Genomic DNA, 17936 nt, shown 5'->3' on the forward strand with positions numbered 1-17936 from the left:
TATAAAGTGTTAAGCGAACACTGACTGCCTTTTTACCTCCATTACCACACCACTAAATCCATTCCATGAAAAAGCTATTACACTTTTTTCCACCCTTCCGGTATCCCATAGGGGCGGCAGTAGTACATGTGTTGCTGCTGTGCATACTGGCTGGTACCGCAACAGCACGTCCAGCGGTGGCCCAGGCCGTTCTGGACCGCAAAATTACTTTACGGGTAGAAGCGCAAACGATTACTGAAACGCTTCATCAGATTGCTAAGCAGGCCGACATTCGCTTTGTGTACAGCCAACAGCTACTAAACGCCGAGCGGAAAGTGACTGTACAGGCCCAAGACAAGTCCGTTTCAGTTGTTGTAGACGAAATACTGGCGCCTCTGAAGATCCAATATGAGGTGAATAATAATCGCGTGGTGTTGCGTCTTCCTTCTGGGTCACCTACCGCAAACGTTTCAGTAGTTGCGGACGTGACCGTTTCGGGGCGGGTAGTAGATGCCAAAGGGAGCGGCTTGCCGGGCGTAACGGTGGTGGTGAAAGGCACTACTACGGGCACCGGTACCGCCGCCGATGGCAGCTTTACGCTGCAAGCCCCTGAGAACAGCGTGCTGGTATTCAGCTACGTAGGCTACAGCCGTCAGGAAATACCCGTGACTAGTGCTACCAGCAACCTGACTGTAACCCTGGCCGAAGACACGCAGGCTTTGAGTGAAGTTGTGGTAATCGGCTACGGCACGGCCCGCAAGAGCGACTTAACGGGCGCGGTGGCCTCCGTCAGCGGTGCCCAACTCTCTCAGGTGGCCACTTCCAACCCAGTGCAAGCCCTACAAGGGCGCGCGGCAGGGGTAGAGGTAACCTCCAACAGTGGGCAGCCCGGCGCGGGCACTCGAATTCGGGTGCGGGGCGTGGGCACTATCAACAACAGCGACCCGCTGTACGTAGTGGACGGCATTCAAACGGGCGACATCGGTTTTTTGCTGCCCACCGACATTGAGTCGACCGAAATCCTGAAAGACGCCTCGGCCACGGCCATTTACGGCTCGCGGGGCGCCAACGGCGTGGTATTGATTACCACTAAACGCGGCAAAGTTGGCAAAACTCAGTTCAACGTTACGGGCTACACCGGCTTCCAGCAGATCCGGAAGCAACTCGACCTGACCAACGCTGCCGAGTACGCAACGCTGGTGACGGAGGCCTACACGAATAACAATAGCCCAGTGCCCGCCGACTACGCGCCGCGGCTGCAAGAAGCCATTCAGAGCGGAGCCACGGGCACCAACTATCAGGACCTGGTAACCCAGCGTGGTCTGATTACCAATTACAGCCTATCTGCCTCGGGCGGCACCGAGCAAAATCGCTTTCTGGTGAGCGGCAGCTACTTCCAGCAGGATGGTATTCTGAAAAACTCGGAGTTTAGGAAATACGTGATTCGCGTCAATGATGACCTCGTGCTGACCCGGCACGTGAAGGCGGGTGTCTCAGCCACGTTCACCAACTCCAACACCACGGGCAGTTCTGATGGTACGGGCAATACGGTTAACTACCGGGTGCTGGAGTACGCTACCCAAAACATTCCTATTCACAACCCCATCCTGCCAGACGGAGGCTTTGCGTACGACAACCTCACCAACGTGCCTAATGCGTTGCGTTACCTCGACGAACAAAAATTCAGCAAGACCCGGGCCAACACGCTGTTTTCCACGGCCTACGTCGATGTTGCGCTGGCCAAAGGACTGTCGTTCCGGTCTTCTTTCGGCATCAACTACAACAACTTCAACCCGAAAGCATACCAGCCTCAGTACTTCTTAGGTCCCTTAGATCAACGTGCCCAAAGCGCGCTGATTGAAACCCGCAACCAGAACATATCGTGGGTGTGGTCGAATTATGCCAACTATACCCTGGACCTCGGCCAGAACAGCTCCCTTTCGGCCACGCTGGGCCAGGAAGCGCAGCGCGGCTACGGCAACGGCATTTCCGTTACGGGTTTTAATGTGCCCGCTGACCCTACTTTGCAGTACATTTCGGCTAACCGCAGCACCAACAACGCCGTGCGCAGCTCCCAGTACGATGGAGGGCTTTTATCATACTTCGGCCGGGCTAACTACAACTTCCGCGACAAGTACTTGCTGACGGGCACCTTGCGCTTCGACCAGACCTCGAAGTTTCTGGCTCCTGTACGGACTGGTGTATTTCCTTCCGTGGGCGCCGCCTGGAACATTTCCAACGAGCCATTCCTGAAGGACGTAGCCATGCTATCGGCGTTGAAGCTGCGCGCTAGCTACGGGGCCGTGGGCAACCAGAACGCCGCGCCTAACTACGGCTACGCTTCGGTGGCGACCAACAACCAACTGTACGTGTTCAACAACGCCCCGGCGCCGGGCTTGGCCATCACCCAGCTCAACAACCCGAGTCTGAAGTGGGAAACCTCCGTCACCACGGACGTGGGTATTGACGCCGAGCTGTTTGACAGCAAGCTCTCGCTGACGGCCGACTATTTCATCCGGCGCACCGAGGACATGATTGCCCTGCTGCCCGTACCCGATTACGTGGGCCAAGCACCAGCCAGCGCCAATGTGGGTTCGCTGCGCAACCGTGGCCTGGAGCTGGCACTGAACTACCGCAACGAAATTGGGAAGCTGCAGTACAGCGTGGGCGCCAACTTCACCCGCATCACCAACGAAGTAACCGACTTGGGCGGGGCCAACCCCATTGCCAGCGGCAACGTGCTGGTGCAGACGGGCAACACGACGCTCACAGGCGTTGGTCGTGAGGTGGCCTATTTCTACGGCTTGCAGGTAGATGGCATCTTCCGGGATCAGGCCGAGATTGATGCTTACACGAACGCCACCGGCGGGCGGGTTCAGCCCGGCGCCAAGCCCGGCGACGTGCGCTACCAGGACGTGAACGGGGACGGTCAGATCACTGGCCTTGACCGAACGTATTTGGGCAGCGCTACGCCGAACTTTACCTTCGGCGGCACCATCAACCTGTCGTACAGCAACTTCGATTTCAAAGTGCTGCTCTACGGTGTACAGGGTGCGGAACTGGTCAATGGTGCGGCCTTCAGCTTGTCGAAGTCTACCAACTTAGTGGGCGTGTGGAGCAACTTTTACGCTTCCCGTCTCGACCGCTGGACGCCCTCTAACCCCAATAGCGACCAGCCCCGCGTAACCTCGGGCGACACCAACGGCAATGACCGCTTCAGCAGCCGCTACGTGGAAGACGGCAGCTACCTGCGCGCCCGCAACATGGAGTTGGGCTACACGCTGCCCAGCGACTTGGGCTCACGGCTTCGCCTGAACGGCTTCCGGGTGTTTGCTTCCGTCGATAACGTGTTCACCATCACTAAGTACACCGGCTACGATCCGGAAATCTCTACCGCCGGCTTCTTCAATAATCCCCTGGCCTACGGGGTAGATTATGGCAACTACCCGCAGGCACGCACCTACCGCCTGGGCTTCAACCTTCAGTTTTAACGCTTATTCTTAGTCTACAGATGATAGCCAAGATGAAAACCGTCCGCCTCGTAGCCTTTATGCTGCTGACCGGACTTTCCCAGGGCTGCGAGAGCTTCCTGGATAAAGAGCCCTTGGGTACTACCACTCAGGACACCCTGTTCCGCGATCCTACCAACGCTGTGCAGGCCGTAAACGGCATTTACGACGTCACTTCCTGGGACCAGGGACCTAAGTGGGGTAACGGCCCGTTCGTTGCCCAAACGTATGAGTGGATGTTCGGGGACGTGATGAGCGACGACGCCGAGAAGGGTAGCTCCCCCAGCGACTTTCCAACCCTGACAGAGCTCAAAACCTGGAACATTCCGCCCAGCAACCCCCCTGTCACCACCCTGTGGGTGCACAGCTTTACGGGCATTGCCCGCGCCAACACCGTGATCAACAACATTGACGCGGGTACCATTGATGAGGCGCTAAAGCAGCGGCTGAAAGGCGAAGCGCTGTTTTTGCGGGCTTATTTCTACTTCAATCTGGTGAAGCTGTTTGGGGGAGTGCCTCTATTCGAGCAAACGCCTAAGCCGACGGAAAGCACGAACGTTACTCGCGCCAGCATCGCTCAAACGTATGCATTTATCGAGAAGGATCTGAAGGCAGCGGTGGCCTTGCTACCCGAAAAGAGCGCCTACGCCACCGCCGATCTGGGTCGGGCTACGAAAGGTGCTGCCAATGCCTACCTGGCTAGGGCTATCATGTACCAGCTGGGCACCGTGAATGGTAACAACCACACCTGGCAGGAGGTGTACGATTTAACCAGCACAATTATCGCCTCGGGCCAGTACAGTCTGCTGCCTAACTACGCGACTATCCACCAGGAAATCGGCGAGAACAGCAGCGAATCGATATTTGAAATTCAGTTTGCTACCTCCAACGAAGGCTATGGCCCTATCATGGTGGGCACCACGAACAACATCTTCCAGAACAACCGCAAAACCTTTGGCTACGGCTTCAACAACCCCACCCAGAGCTTGGTGAACGAGTTTGAGCCGAATGATCCGCGCTTGGAAGCTACCATCATCAAAGATGGCGATGTAGTACTGGGCATTCGCAATACAATTGATAGGACGGAGAATGCCACAGGTTATCTGAATCGGAAGGTGGCAATTTTAGCTCCCAACAACAATGCTTCCGGTCCGCAGAACATCCGCAAGATGCGCTACGCCGATATTCTGCTCATGAAGGCCGAAGCTGCTGCCCAAACGAATCGCGGCGCAGAAGCCGTAGCGCTGGTTAACCAAGTGCGGCAGCGTGCCCGCAATTCCACCCGGCCTCCAGGCACCACGGTGGGTTCGCTGGCCTACGCGCCAGCCAATACGCCAGCCGGCACCCTGCCCGACCTGGCCCCCGGCCTCTCGGGCCAGGCCCTGTTGAATGCCATCTGGCACGAGCGCCGGGTAGAGTTTGGAGAAGAGTCGCTGCGCCTGTGGGACCTGATCCGGACGGGGCGCTACATGGCGAGCTTGCCGGCTGATGTCCGGGCCCGCGCCCTCACCCACGTAGCCACGGAAACCTCCGTAAACCCTGTGCCACTGGTGCCTATCTCACTTGAGGATGCCCAAACTTGGAAGCTGCCCCAGAATCCGGGCTATTAATCTGCTGCTTTGCCTGAACAGCGAAGCAAATTGACTAAAAAAGCCCCCCGGACTTGATAGCAAGTTCTGGGGGGCTTTTTTGGTGAGTAAAGTCACTAGCTCCTAACTGCATAAGTATCGATTGACACGTGAGTAGGTCCTTTAGAGTGCCAGCCTGTGGCCGAAAAGCGTTGTCGCCTCCCTGTGCTTCAACTCTGGCCGCTTGCCTGCGTTAAGCAATGTATCCGGACACTTTAGCCGCGAACCTCCCATGAGCAAAGCCGAACAACCAGCCAGCACGGGCTCCGGGCCCTTTTTTGAACGCTGCTACCAAGTTTCTTTTCAGCACTCCAACCTGTCGGCCGAGAAGCTATTTCACACGATTACCTGCGAAATGGAGCGATTCTCACCTGATCTGTTGGCCAATTTTGAGAAAACCAAAGGCAAGGATCATTGCCTTGCCGTGGGCGACGAGTTCAAAATCCGCATTCTGGGACCCTGGAACGGTAGCGTGCGCGTAACAGAGATGGGCGCTAATTACTTTGAGCTGGTTACGCTCGAAAACCATCCTGAGGCTGGCCGGATACGGTTTACCCTGCGTCAGCACCCGCACTTACCCGATACGCTGCAATTCGAAATTCACTCGTGGGCGCGCTCCCGCGACGGGCTGGTGGCTTTTGCCTACGACACGCTCGGGGTGGGCAAACAAGTGCAGGAGCAAACCTGGCGCACATTCTGTGAGCGGGTGGCTGACTATTGCGGGGGCTTGCCGCTGGGCCCGGTTTCGGTGGAAACTATAAAGCAGGACGACACCAAAACCGAAGTGCGACATGAAGGCTGAGACCAAGACTGCGCCGCCGCTTTGGGAGCTGCACCGTGCCCGCTTGGCCTCGTTCAATGAAGCTCAATATAATTTCGACCCCGAGCGCGCCCACGAGTACACCACTGCTACCGGCTGGCACGTAGATGATTACGCCACCGATTTGCCCCCCGAAGCCCCCGGTCCGCCCGCCGAGCACGGCTCCTGGACCGCCGCGCGCCAAGTGCTACTCAACTACACCTTCCCGCCGCCCGACCTGATTACCGGCATATTCGTGCCCGACGATCCGTTGGAAAAGCGCACGCTATTGCTGCGCGGGCAGTTTCTGTTCTTCACCTTTTGGTTTGGAGTGCGCGTGGGGGGCGTTTTCGACGAAACCCGCACCACCGATACTGGTCCGGAGCAGGTGTGGGGCTACAATTACCGAACACTGGAAGGCCATTTTGAGCGGGGTGAAATAAACTTCACTGTACATAAGCATTTGCAAACCGGTCGGGTTGAGTTTCGTATTCATGCATACTCACAGCTGGGGCGTATTCGTAACCCGTTCTATTGGCTGGGCTTTAAGCTGTTTGGCCGGATGTTGCAGCGCCGCTTTGCGCGTGAATCGATGCGGCGAATGCGCGAGCAGGTGGAAGAATCGTTGGCTAAAGCTCAGCTAGTAAATTAGCTTTCCACAATTTGTTTATAATCTGTTGATAACTAAGCCAAAAGCTCGTTTAAACCGAAGTGGACCGTCGAGCTGCTAAACTTCCCGCTCAGCAGTGAGTTATTAATTTTCGCTCTTTTTCAACTCTCCAAAACCAAGACCATGACCCAAGTAAAAGGTTACGCGGCCGAAACGGCCAATGCGCCCCTGACTCCCTTCAACTTTGAGCGCCGCGAAGTAGGCCCGCACGATGTGCAAATAGAGATTCTGTTTTGTGGCGTGTGTCACTCCGATGTACACCAAGTGCGTGACGAGTGGGGCGGCTCGATCTTCCCGATGGTACCTGGCCACGAAATTGTGGGCCGCGTAACGCAAGTCGGCCAGCACGTCAAGAAATTCAAGGAAGGCGACCTGGCCGGCGTGGGCTGTATGGTTGACTCCTGCCGCACATGTTCTAGCTGTGAACAACAGCTGGAGCAATACTGCGAAGTCGGCTTCGTAGGCACCTACAACGGCCGTGAGTACAAAACCCAAGAGCCTACGTACGGCGGCTATTCCAACCAAGTAGTAGTGGATGAAAACTTCGTACTGCGCGTATCTGACAAGCTAGACTTGGCGCGTGTAGCTCCGCTGTTGTGCGCTGGTATCACTACTTACTCGCCGTTGCGTCAGTGGAACGTAAAAGAAGGCGACCGGGTAGGCGTAATGGGCCTTGGTGGTCTCGGCCACATGGCCGTGAAACTAGCCGCCGCTATGGGTGCCGAAGTAACGGTACTTAGCACCTCGCCTAATAAGGAACAGGATGCGAAGGCACTGGGCGCTCACAAGTTCGTGGTGACCAAAGACCAGGAAGCCATGCAGGAAGTCCAAAACTACTTCGACATCATTATCAACACGGTTTCCGCGCCTCTCGACCTGAACCTGTATTTGGCTACACTGCGCCTCGATGGCACTATGGTGCTGCTCGGGGTACCACCGGAAGCGCCCCAGGTTCACGCTTTCAACCTCATCAGCAAGCGTCGCCGTTTGGCTGGCTCGCTCATCGGGGGTATTGCCGAAACCCAGGAAATGCTGGACTTCTGCGCTGAGCACAACATTATGTCAGACATCGAAATTATTCCGATAGACAACATCAACGAAGCCTATGACCGCATGGTTAAAAGCGACGTGAAGTATCGCTTTGTGATTGACATGGCAACACTGTAAAATCGCAGCTTGCATAAAGAAAAAGGGTCGCCATTGCTGACGACCCTTTTTCTTTATGCAAGAGGGAAGCAGTAGTTCGTGGTCAACAAGGGTCGTCCAACACACATCGTTGGTAGCTCGCTTGTAATGCGCCGCCTATTTACGCGATATATCACTTACATCCCTCATTCAACTAATTCGGCACGCCATGATTTATGCTTTCCCTATCTTCACAGATGACTGTAACCAGCCTCCAAAACAGCGAAAACGAGCCAACCGCTTTGCCTTGCTGCTTTTTACGGTTACTGCCTTAGCCGGATTGGCAATTAAATACTTGTCCTAGCCAAGCCTTACTGAGCGGTGAAACAGGTTCTTTTCCCTGAGTTAATACTCCTTCATCGACAGTAAAACGAACGAGTAGTACCCAAAAAAAGCCCTCCTGGCCATGCGGCCAGGAGGGCTTTTAAGTTCTTGGATAAGGACAAGTAGCACTGACTGGCTTTTTGTTTAGGTAATAAGTTAAGTATTGACATTTAGTCTGAAAGCTCAACCTCAACCGCTCACTCTCGAAACAGCTTTTTATCGGCGTAGAAAGTGCCAAACGGAACAAGTGAAGCCAGAAAAGCCAGCAAAGCCTTCTTAAAAGACCAGCCCAACTCGATAGTTGCCATAATTACCAGCAGCACATACAACACGAACAGCAACCCGTGCGCCATACCAACCATGCGTACGGCCTCGGGCAAGCCGGCCATATATTTTAGCGGCATTGCAATGCCGAGTAAAACGAGAAACGAAAACCCTTCCAAAAAGCCAACAACGCGCAGGCGACCAAGGGTAGAAGAAAGTAGAGCGAGCATAAAAATTTAAGTGTCTGGGGGCAAAAGTATGATGCAGCACCAGCCGAAGGGCAGCGCCGCTAAGCTTCGGCTTGGTGCGCGGCTAGAAGTGTTGGCGCTACAGCGTAGCGGCTTCCAAAGTGGGCGCTAGAGGTTGGGTTCTGCCTGGGTAGGCTATCAGCGCTTTTTCCAGGCAAGTCAGAGCGGCATTCAGCGTATCGAGATTGAGCACGTAGGCAAGTCGTACTTCGTCGCGGCCGCGGCCGGGGGTGGCGTAAAAGCCAGCGGCGGGCGTAAGCATTACTGTTTGATTCTCATACGAAAATGACTCCAGCAGCCATTGGCCAAAGAGCTCGCAATCGTCGACGGGCAGCCGGGCCATCACGTAAAATGCGCCGCCCGGCAAAGGGCACTCCACGCCGGGCATAGCGCGCAAGCGGCTCACCATCAGGTCGCGGCGGGCGAGGTACTCCGTTTTGGTAGCGTCGAAGTAAGTGGGGGGCAAATCGGTGGCCGCCTCGCCCAGCAGCTGCGCCAGGCCGGGCGGACTGATCCGCATCTGGGCAAACTTCAGGGCCACGGCGTACAGAGCCTTGTTTTTGGTAACAAAAGCCCCCAAACGGGCCCCGCAGGCACTATAGCGCTTCGAAATAGTGTCCAGCAATACCACGTGCTCGTCAACGCCCGAAAGGTGCAGGGCGCTTACGTAGGGCGAATCGTAGCAGAATTCGCGGTAGGCTTCGTCGGAAAACAGATACAGGTGGTGACGCAGGCAAATGTCGCGCAACTGCTCCAACTCTTCGCGTCGGTACACGTGGCCCGTCGGGTTGTTCGGGTTGCAGATGAGAATAGCCTTGGTGCGCGGGGTAATCACGCGCTCAAACTCACCAATGGGGGGCAGGGCAAAGCCATTTTCTATGTGCGCCAGCACGGGCACGATATGCACTCCAGCGGCAACGGTAAAGGCCGTGTAAGCACCATAAAAAGGCTCCGACATTATCACCTCGTCGCCGGGGTTCAGGCAGCTCAGCATGGCAAACAGGATAGCCTCGGAGCCGCCCGCCGTTACGATGATTTCGTCGGCCGTTACATCGATGCCGGCGCGCTGATAATACGCGGCCAGCTTCTGGCGATAGCTTTCGTGGCCGGCGCTGGCGCTGTACTCCAGCACCCGGATATTGGCTTTCTGGACCGCTTCCAGCACGGCGGGGGGCGTTTCTATATCGGGCTGACCGATATTTAAATGATGCACCTTAAGGCCGCGCTTCCGGGCCGCTTCGGCGTGGGGCAACAACTTCCTAAAAGGCGACACCGGCATGGCGTGGCCTCGCTTCGATACTTCCAACATGCCCAAAGATACGGCTGTAACTAGAATTGCCCCAGTATCTTGACTAACTTCCTATTTGTTAATCCTTCATTTAAACCACCAAAAATGCCCCCCACCGATACCCGCGAAGTCTGGTTGCGCGGCCCGCTGCCCGATGTGCCTCCTCTGCTCCAGCCCGTAGCTCACGCCCTGCTCCAAGCCCGCGAGGAAGTAACCAAACTGCTGCACGGTTTCCCGGAAACACTACTTTGGGAAAAGCCAGCGGGTGTGGCCTCGATTGGTTTTCACCTCCAGCACCTCACCGGCGTGCTCGACCGCACTTTTACGTATGCTCGAGGCCAGCAGCTTACGCCTGAGCAGCTGGAATCACTGGCGCAGGAGGGAAAAAGCCCCCCAGCAGGCTGCCTTGTACCAGAGCTGGTTCAGGCTTTTCACAATCAGGTAGAGCAAGCGCTTACCCAGCTTCGCACCACCGACGAGGCCACGCTAACGGAACCGCGCGGCGTGGGGCGAGCCATGTTGCCCTCTACGGTACTGGGTTTGCTGGTTCACGCTGCCGAGCACACGATGCGCCACGTGGGCCAGCTTTCCGTGACAGCTCGTGTTCTAAAACACGCTGCTGAAGCGTACTAAACAAATCGGCCGCCGCTGCACAGGAGCAACGGCGGCCGGTTTGGCTTATAATTAAGCGTTTACTTCTTATTGGAAGCCCTGATTGTTTTTACCTCCGCTGCGGATATGCCCGAGGCTTTATTGCCGAAGCTATTGCGCACATACGTCAGCACGTCGGCAATCTGCTTGTCGGTGAGGGCTTCGAAGGCGGGCATTACGCTGGCATACGACTCGCCGTCGATGTCTTCGCCCTCCAGGCCATTGAGTACCACTTTTACTAGCCGGGTTTTGTCGCCTAGCACCCAAGTGGTGCCGTTCAGGGGCGGGTTCATTCTTTCTACACCGCCGCCATCGGCCATGTGGCAGGTCAGGCAGTTCTGGGTATACACCGCTTTGCCCGCCGTAAGCGTAGCCGCCGAAACAGCAGCCGGTTTAGCAGCAGTGGCAGCTTTTTTGGTGGTTGGCTTGGCTTTGGGGGGCGTTTTTTGTTGAGCAACGGCCGACTGACTAAACAAAGTCAGCGCGCACACAACGATAATGATCTGCTTCATCAAAGGGCTTATTTTTTAGCGTAAACAATGCGGTAAATCGTGCCCTGCTTATCGTCGGTGACATAGAGCGAGCCGTCCGGACCCTGGGCTAGGCCGCAGGGCTTGTGGTCGGGCCGACCAGCAGCGGCTTTGTCGGGCGCACCGGCAAAGTTGTCCGCGAAAACCTCCCATTCGCCCGAGGGCTTACCGTCTTTGAAGGGCTGGAAGGCGATGTAATAACCCTTCTGCGGCTCAGGAGCACGGTTCCAGGAGCCATGGAAGGCAATGAAAGCGCCGTTGCGATATTTCTCTGGAAACATGGTGCCAGTATAGAATAGCAGCGCGTTCGGGGCTGTGTGGGCGGGGTAGGCGGCGGCGGGGTCTATGAAGTTGCCGGTTGCCTCTTTTTTGCCGTCGCCGCCGTACTCTGGGGCCATCATTTTCTTGCGCTGCACGTTGTCGTAGTATATGTAAGGCCAGCCAGCGTTGTCGCCTTTTTTGAGCGCGTACATGCACTCAGCTGGCAGCTCTGCCGACTGCTTCGTGTCATACAGTTCCGGGAAGTTGTCGTGAAGCTGGTCGCGGCCGTGCTGCATTACAAAGAGCTGGTTGGACTGCGCGTTCCAGTCTAAGCCTACCACGTTGCGCAGGCCAGTGGCGTAGCGCACACCATCGCCATAGGTTTGGTTGAGCTTGTCGGCTCGGAACTGCCAAATGCCCCCCGCTGAGTCCAGTATCGGGCAGTTGGGCCGGCCCAGCGAGCCTTTCTGCCGGTCTTTCACCTGGCAGGCGTTCGAATACGCTCCAATGTTAACGTAAATATTGCCCGCCTTATCCTGGGCTATTGACTTGCTTTCGTGCTGCCGCCGATTGATGAGGCCAGTAATAATCTTTTCGGGCTGGGTGGGGTTCGTTACCTCACCCTTGGGGCTGAGCTTGTACCGATACACGGCGTCATCGGAGGAAGCGTACAAAAAGCCGGGCACGCTGTAAATGCCAGTGCCGCCGTAGTTGCTGAAGCCATTCACCACTTCAGCTTTGCCACCGCTGGTTTCGCGGAGCATTAGAATGCCCTTACCTTCCTTATTTGGTCGGTTCAGTTTAACGTAAATCGTGCCCTGGGGCGTGACGGTAATGTGGCGGGTGCGGGCCCCGGTTTCGGCCACTTTCAGGGCGCCAAAGCCGGCGGGCAGCTTCAGCCCGGCGTTGTCGGGGTCGGCTACAATTTTATTTTCGGAGGTGAGCGCAAATAAGGATAGGCTCCCGACAAGGCCTGTGGAGAGCAGCAGGTATCGGGAAAAGTGCTTTTTCATGGATAGAGTTGGTTCAGGTTAGCGATATATACGGAATGCAGCGGCAAATAAACCATTTGCTGGCAGTAAGGTAACTGCATAAATGAAAACGGATACACGCAGGGCGGCTTGCTCATAAAAGAGCAGCTTATATGCTTCTAACCCTGAATAAAAAGCCCCCCACAGCTTCCTGTTGGCCTATCGGCTGGGTCGAGCCGAGCGCTTGCGGAAATACCTCAACAAGGCTGTGACTAGGGTGTGTATAATACATAGTATATTATGTACATTTTGAAGATGAAGTATATCCTAACGCTAAGTCTGATAACGTGTCTTTGTTTGCAAGCAAAAGCGCAGGATACAGCTTATGTACCACAACCAACAATTGCTGCGCAGGAGCAGCCTGCACAACGAACGCCATTCAGAAACAAGGTGGTCTATTTCGGGGCAAGCGTGGGGGGCAATTTGTCTGCTATGAACTTCAATAAAGGCTATCCGAGGCCAGCTGCTCCAGTTGAAAATCAATGGAAGCCGGGCTTTACTGCTGGTCTGCTGATAGGAATCAGGCTGAATGAAAAATTCGCTCTTCAGCAAGACTACCTGTGGACACGTATGCAGAGCAAGGAAACGAGCAGCGCCACAGCCTACGTCTTCGATTATCTCTCCTTGCCGGTCCTGATTCAATACACTGTTTTTCCACGCGTTAGCCTTTTGGCCGGGCCACAGTTTGATTTATTGATTCAAGCCAAAAAGCGTGTGAACGGCCAAACAGTAACTACTACACGCGACACGGAGGAGCGAAGTATTGGCGCTACAGCCGGCGTAGGAGTGAGGCTATTGAATACTTTAAGCTTCAGTGCCCGCTATATACATGGCATGAATCATATTGGTCTCAGGGAAAGTGCGGGTTTGCAGGAATTCAAGTTTCAATCAGTGCAGGTATCCGTTGTCGCTATTTTTTAATAGGACCACTACCTCACTGGTGCGAGTTTAGCGGAGCGTGACTCGTGACCAGCCATGCCGGGAGGCTGCGCCTACCCCGCTAGATATAACAAAGTCGCTCAGATTATCCAAGAGGCGCGGCCTCTGTTTGCCGCTGTGCGGCAGTGGAGGTACAACCTCCACATTTTGGCTAGTCACAAGCTATAAGCTCGCGCCAGTTGGAGGAAGATTTTAAAGTCATAATAAGGGGTAATTGAGTAATGGTTTAATTAAAAACCCCACGTCAGCTAAAGCCAACGCGGGGTTTTTGTTGATTGGCAAAAGCCAAGCTATTACATGTCCTTGATAATCTCGTCGCCAAACTCGCTGCATTTTAACAGCGTAGCGCCTTCCATCAGCCGCTCGAAGTCGTAGGTGACGCGCTTGGAGGCAATGGCGGTTTCGAGGCCTTTGTAGATGAGGTCAGCGGCTTCCTGCCAGCCCAGGTGCTCCAGCATCAGGGCGCCGGACAGAATCACCGAGCCGGGGTTTACTTTGTCCTGACCGGCGTACTTGGGGGCGGTGCCGTGGGTCGCTTCGAAGATAGCGTGGCCGGTGAGATAGTTGATATTGGCCCCCGGCGCAATGCCGATGCCACCCACGATGGCCGCCAGCGCGTCGGAGATATAGTCGCCGTTTAGGTTCAGGGTTGCTACCACCGAGTAGTCGGCGGGGCGGAGCAGAATCTGTTGCAGGAAAGCATCCGCGATACTGTCTTTGATCAGGATTTTGCCGCCGTCGAGCGCTGCTTTCTGCTGGGCGTTGGCTACATCCTGGCCCTGCTTGGCCGCTACGCGGTCGTACTGGGCCCAAGTGTATACTTTGTCGCCAAACTCACGCTCGGCCAATTCATAACCCCAGGTTTTGAACGCGCCCTCCGTGAACTTCATAATGTTGCCCTTGTGCACGATGGTCACAGAAGGCTTCTTATGCTCGATGGCATACTCAATAGCCGCGCGAATCAGGCGCTCCGTACCTTCTTTCGACACGGGCTTAATGCCAAACGACGACGACTCGGGGAAGCGAATCTTCTTCACGCCCATCTCATCCTGCAAGAATTCTAGCATTTTCTGAGCCTGGGGTGTACCATTCATGTACTCAATGCCGGCGTAGATATCCTCTGTGTTCTCCCGGAAGATAACCATGTCGGTCAGCTCGGGATGCTTCACGGGCGAGGGTACACCCTCAAACCAACGCACGGGGCGCACACACGCGTACAGGTCCAACTCCTGACGCAGTGCAACATTTAGCGAACGAATACCACCGCCTACAGGAGTAGTCAGGGGGCCTTTTATGCCCACCAAATACTCGCGGAAGGCATCCAGCGTTTCGTTTGGCAGCCAGTTACCGGTTTGCTTAAACGACTTCTCGCCGGCCATCACCTCTTTCCACATCAGCTGGCGCTTACCTCCATAGGCTTTCTCCACGGCCGCGTCAAGCACTCTCCGAGAAGCAGCCCAAATGTCTGGACCCGTACCGTCGCCTTCGATGAAAGGAATGGTAGGCCTGTCAGGGACATTCAGCTTGCCGTTTTTGATGGTGATCTTCTGTTCTGCCATTGTGTAAGAGTTGTCAGTGGTTAGTTGACAGTTATTGGTAGGTTGGAGTTTTTTACTGTGCTGGGGGGCTTTTTAGTACCCAAATATCTCTTTCAGCGTGAGCTGCTCTACTTTGCCATACTTGGCCAGCTCCTTAAAATTCAAGCGGTCTTTCGAACCAATAACCAGAATCGTCTGCGCCTGATTTTTCACCTTCGCTTCCTGGAATTTCTTCAGGTCGTCGAAGCTCATATTGGCCGTTTTCTCATACACATCGCGGCGCAAATCGTAGTCGAGGCCCAGGCGCTTGGCGCGCTCATAGCTGAACAGGATATCCGACTTGGTAATGCGCTCCGTAGCAATGTTATTGCGAATAGAGTTCTTCGCAATTTGTAGGTTGGCCTCAGCCACAGGCATATCGTTGAGCAAAGTAGCCATACCGGTCATGGCCTCGGGCAGCTTGTCGCTCTGTGTGCCGATGTAGCTCATCACGTAGTTGGAGCGGCCCTGCTTGTCGGCATTGGAGTAACGCGAAGAGGCAGAGTAGGCCAGCGCCTTCGACTCGCGCAGCTCCTGAAACACGATGCTGCCTATGCCGCCGCCGAAGTACTCGTTGTATAAGCTCACCGTGGGCACAATATTCTTGTCGTACACGTCGCCCTTGGTCAGGAACAGGATTTCCGCCTGCACCATGTTGTAGTCCACCCAATACACCTTACGGTCCTTCATGGGCTGCTCCGCAAAATCCTTGTTTGCAGGTACAGGCGTGAGCGTGGGGGGCGTTTTGTGGGCCGTGTTCAAGACTGCTACCAACCCATCGGCTGGCCGGGGGCCATAGTACAGCGCACGGTGCTGATACGAAGTTAGCTTCTTTGTAAGAGCCGTCAGATCCTGGGGCTTCAGGGCTTTCAGCTCCTTCTCGGAGAGTTGCGTAGTGAAGGGATTCTTCGGACCATACTTGGCGTAGTTCACCATTGCCTGACTTAGAATCACCTGCTTATTCAGCTTAGCATCTTTGCGGGCTTTGAGCACACCGGCCACCATGTCGCTCAGGGCCTTGGTATCGGGCTTGGGGTTGGCAAGCAGGCTTTCAAATAGCTGCAATGCTGGCTCAAAATTGCTATCCAGACCTGCCAGACTCACGTACACGCGGTCGGCGCCGCTGCTCACGCTGAATGAGCAGCCCAGCTTATAGAATTCCTGCTGCAACTGCGCCGCCGAGTATTGACCAGTACCGAGGTATTGCAGATAATCGGCCGCCAAACCTAGTTTAGGGTCGTTGTTGGTGCCGAGGTCGAGGATATAGTACAGATTGAATAGCTCGTTCTCAGTGTTTTTGGTGTAAAACACCGGAATGCCCGAGGCCAGCTTTAACTCCTGAATATCCTTCTTGTAATCAACGAATACGGGCTGCAACTCTGGGGTCGGCTTGTCAACTATTTCCTTGTAGAAGGATGAAGCCACCTCCCGATTCACCGGTACCGGCGTAATAGCAGGCTTCACTACTTTGGGCGTGCTAATGTCCTTGCCCGTGCGCTTATAAATAAGGGCGTAGCCAGGACCGTAATACTGGTTGGCCACGCGCATTACATCTTCCTTCGTTACGGCGGCAAACTCATCGTACTGCTTCAGGTAATCCTTCCACGGCATGCGCGCCACAAAAGCCGCCACAAAAGCGCCGGCGCGCGACTCATTGCTTTCGTAGCTCTTGGTGCGCTGGAGCTTTTCGTTGTTGATGATGGCCGGAATCAGCCACTCCGAAAAGTCGCCTTTCTTCACCTTGTCCAGCTGAGCTAGCAGCAAGTCGCGCACCTGATCCAAACTCTGGCCCTGGCGAGGCGTCGCGTAGAGAATATGGGAAGAGTAGTCGTTGTTAATATCCGTGAACGAGGCCGCCTGCAATACCTTCTGCTGCTGGTTCAGGTTCAGGTCAATCAAGCCAGCCTGCCCATTGGTCAGAATTTTATCAATCATACGCAGCACCACCGCGTCCGGTGTAGTCGTGCCGGGAAAGCGGAAGCCCAGCATGACGTTTTCAGCATCGGGACCTACTATCTCCTTCACGATAGGAGCCGTAATAGGGGCTTCCTGTGCAACGGTAAATGTAGGCTCAGCCTTGCGGGGCAGTTTGCCAAAATACTGGTCAATGATACGAATAGTCTGGTCGTAATCCAGATCGCCGCTCAACGCCAACGCTACGTTGTTCGGAATATAGTACTTATCGAAGTAGCTCTTAATCTCCGTGATGGAGGGATTTTGCAGGTGCTCAATCGTGCCAATAGTAGTCTGGGTACCATACTGGTGCTTCTGGTACAAGCTAGCGTTCAGCGCCTGAAACTCCTTGCTGAAGTCATTGTCGAGAGTCCGGTTCTTCTCTTCATAAACAGCCTCCAACTCCGTATGAAACAGGCGCGGTACCATCTCGCCCATGCGCTCAGCCTGAATGGCAGCCCACTTCTCCAGCTGGTTGCTCGGAATATCCTCCTGATAAACCGTCTGCTCCACCGAAGTGTAGGCATTAGAGCCCTTGGAGCCGATGGTGCCCATAATCTTATCGTACTCGTTGGCTACAGCATACTTGGCAGCTACCCCCGATACAGAGTCAATCTGGTGATACAGCTGCTTGCGCAAATTCACGTCGCGGGTGCCGCGGTACTTCTCGTAAAGCGCTTCAATCTTAGCTAGTTCCGTCTTTTCTGCTTCCCAGTTTTGGGTGCCCAGGCGCGAGGTACCTTTGAACACCATGTGCTCCAGGTAATGGGCTAGGCCGGTGGCAGTACTCGGGTCGTTCTTAGACCCTGCCCGCACCGCCAGATAGGTCTGGATGCGTGGCGCATCATCGTAATCCGACAAATACACCGTCAGGCCATTATCTAAGGTATAAATACGCGCTTTGAGGGGGTCGCCTTCTACCGTCTCGTATTTGTACTCTTTGGCGGCTGGGGCACTGGCTTGCGTTGTAGCATCAGTGGTAGCATTGCCAGTAGAGGCCGTTTTCGTTGATTGGCACTCGGTAGTCAGGCCAAGCGCAGCTATGGCCGGAAATAGAAGCAGAAAGGGTTTTTTCACAGAATTTCCGGTGCAGAAAACAG

13 protein-coding genes are annotated in these 17936 nt (G+C 55.0%); 7 read left to right on the top strand and 6 right to left on the bottom strand.

The annotated features are described in order from the left end of the window. Nucleotides 1–65 precede the first annotated feature (65 nt). The 5 genes from H8B13_RS08850 (at nucleotide 66) to H8B13_RS08870 (ending at nucleotide 7752) form a co-directional block, all read left to right on the top strand. The gene (locus H8B13_RS08850; protein WP_187310449.1) at nucleotides 66–3470 is read left to right on the top strand and encodes a TonB-dependent receptor; all 3405 of its coding nucleotides are present in this window, start codon (nucleotides 66–68) and stop codon (nucleotides 3468–3470) included. Between the two features lie 32 nt (nucleotides 3471–3502). Next, nucleotides 3503–5098, top strand: a complete 1596-nt coding sequence (locus H8B13_RS08855; RefSeq protein WP_187310450.1) for a RagB/SusD family nutrient uptake outer membrane protein — start codon at nucleotides 3503–3505, stop codon at nucleotides 5096–5098. Nucleotides 5099–5348: 250 nt separating this feature from the next. Continuing rightward, nucleotides 5349–5918 carry a DUF1990 family protein gene (locus tag H8B13_RS08860; RefSeq protein ID WP_187310451.1) on the top strand — a complete coding sequence of 190 codons (570 nt, stop codon included), beginning with the start codon at nucleotides 5349–5351 and terminating at the stop codon, nucleotides 5916–5918. Further along, nucleotides 5908–6567: a DUF1990 domain-containing protein gene (locus H8B13_RS08865; protein ID WP_187310452.1), complete on the top strand. Its 660-nt coding sequence runs from the start codon at nucleotides 5908–5910 to the stop codon at nucleotides 6565–6567. Before H8B13_RS08860 ends, H8B13_RS08865 begins: the two co-directional genes overlap by 11 nt. 141 nt (nucleotides 6568–6708) lie before the next feature. After that, the gene (locus H8B13_RS08870) at nucleotides 6709–7752 is read left to right on the top strand and encodes an NAD(P)-dependent alcohol dehydrogenase (protein ID WP_187310453.1); all 1044 of its coding nucleotides are present in this window, start codon (nucleotides 6709–6711) and stop codon (nucleotides 7750–7752) included. Nucleotides 7753–8291: 539 nt separating this feature from the next. Here H8B13_RS08870 and H8B13_RS08875 read toward each other — a convergent pair. Both H8B13_RS08875 and H8B13_RS08880 read right to left on the bottom strand, forming a co-directional pair. After that, nucleotides 8292–8588, bottom strand: coding sequence for a DUF3817 domain-containing protein (locus H8B13_RS08875; RefSeq protein WP_187310454.1), 297 nt, complete (start codon nucleotides 8586–8588; stop codon nucleotides 8292–8294). A gap of 97 nt (nucleotides 8589–8685) precedes the next feature. Continuing rightward, nucleotides 8686–9915 carry a pyridoxal phosphate-dependent aminotransferase gene (locus H8B13_RS08880; protein ID WP_187310455.1) on the bottom strand — a complete coding sequence of 410 codons (1230 nt, stop codon included), beginning with the start codon at nucleotides 9913–9915 and terminating at the stop codon, nucleotides 8686–8688. A gap of 84 nt (nucleotides 9916–9999) precedes the next feature. Between H8B13_RS08880 and H8B13_RS08885 the strand changes: the two genes are divergently transcribed. After that, on the top strand, nucleotides 10000–10527 hold the full coding sequence (locus H8B13_RS08885) for a DinB family protein (RefSeq protein WP_187310456.1): 528 nt from the start codon (nucleotides 10000–10002) through the stop codon (nucleotides 10525–10527). Between the two features lie 59 nt (nucleotides 10528–10586). On the opposite strand, the gene H8B13_RS08890 is transcribed toward H8B13_RS08885, so the two are convergent. Together H8B13_RS08890 and H8B13_RS08895 are read right to left on the bottom strand one after the other, a co-directional pair. Further along, nucleotides 10587–11057: a c-type cytochrome gene (locus tag H8B13_RS08890; protein ID WP_187310457.1), complete on the bottom strand. Its 471-nt coding sequence runs from the start codon at nucleotides 11055–11057 to the stop codon at nucleotides 10587–10589. A gap of 8 nt (nucleotides 11058–11065) precedes the next feature. Beyond that, nucleotides 11066–12349 (bottom strand): PQQ-dependent sugar dehydrogenase, encoded by a 1284-nt coding sequence (locus H8B13_RS08895; protein ID WP_187310458.1) that lies wholly within the window; start codon nucleotides 12347–12349, stop codon nucleotides 11066–11068. Between the two features lie 315 nt (nucleotides 12350–12664). Between H8B13_RS08895 and H8B13_RS08900 the strand changes: the two genes are divergently transcribed. Beyond that, a complete protein-coding gene (locus H8B13_RS08900; RefSeq protein ID WP_187310459.1) occupies nucleotides 12665–13288 on the top strand; it encodes a porin family protein in 624 nt (207 codons plus the stop codon). Between the two features lie 311 nt (nucleotides 13289–13599). On the opposite strand, the gene icd is transcribed toward H8B13_RS08900, so the two are convergent. Both icd and H8B13_RS08910 read right to left on the bottom strand, forming a co-directional pair. Continuing rightward, nucleotides 13600–14865: an NADP-dependent isocitrate dehydrogenase gene (gene icd / locus H8B13_RS08905; RefSeq protein WP_187310460.1), complete on the bottom strand. Its 1266-nt coding sequence runs from the start codon at nucleotides 14863–14865 to the stop codon at nucleotides 13600–13602. Between the two features lie 72 nt (nucleotides 14866–14937). Beyond that, nucleotides 14938–17913, bottom strand: a complete 2976-nt coding sequence (locus H8B13_RS08910; protein ID WP_315985118.1) for a M16 family metallopeptidase — start codon at nucleotides 17911–17913, stop codon at nucleotides 14938–14940. Nucleotides 17914–17936 lie beyond the last annotated feature (23 nt).

This window comes from Hymenobacter sp. BT188, assembly GCF_014333585.1.
GTDB lineage: Bacteria > Bacteroidota > Bacteroidia > Cytophagales > Hymenobacteraceae > Hymenobacter.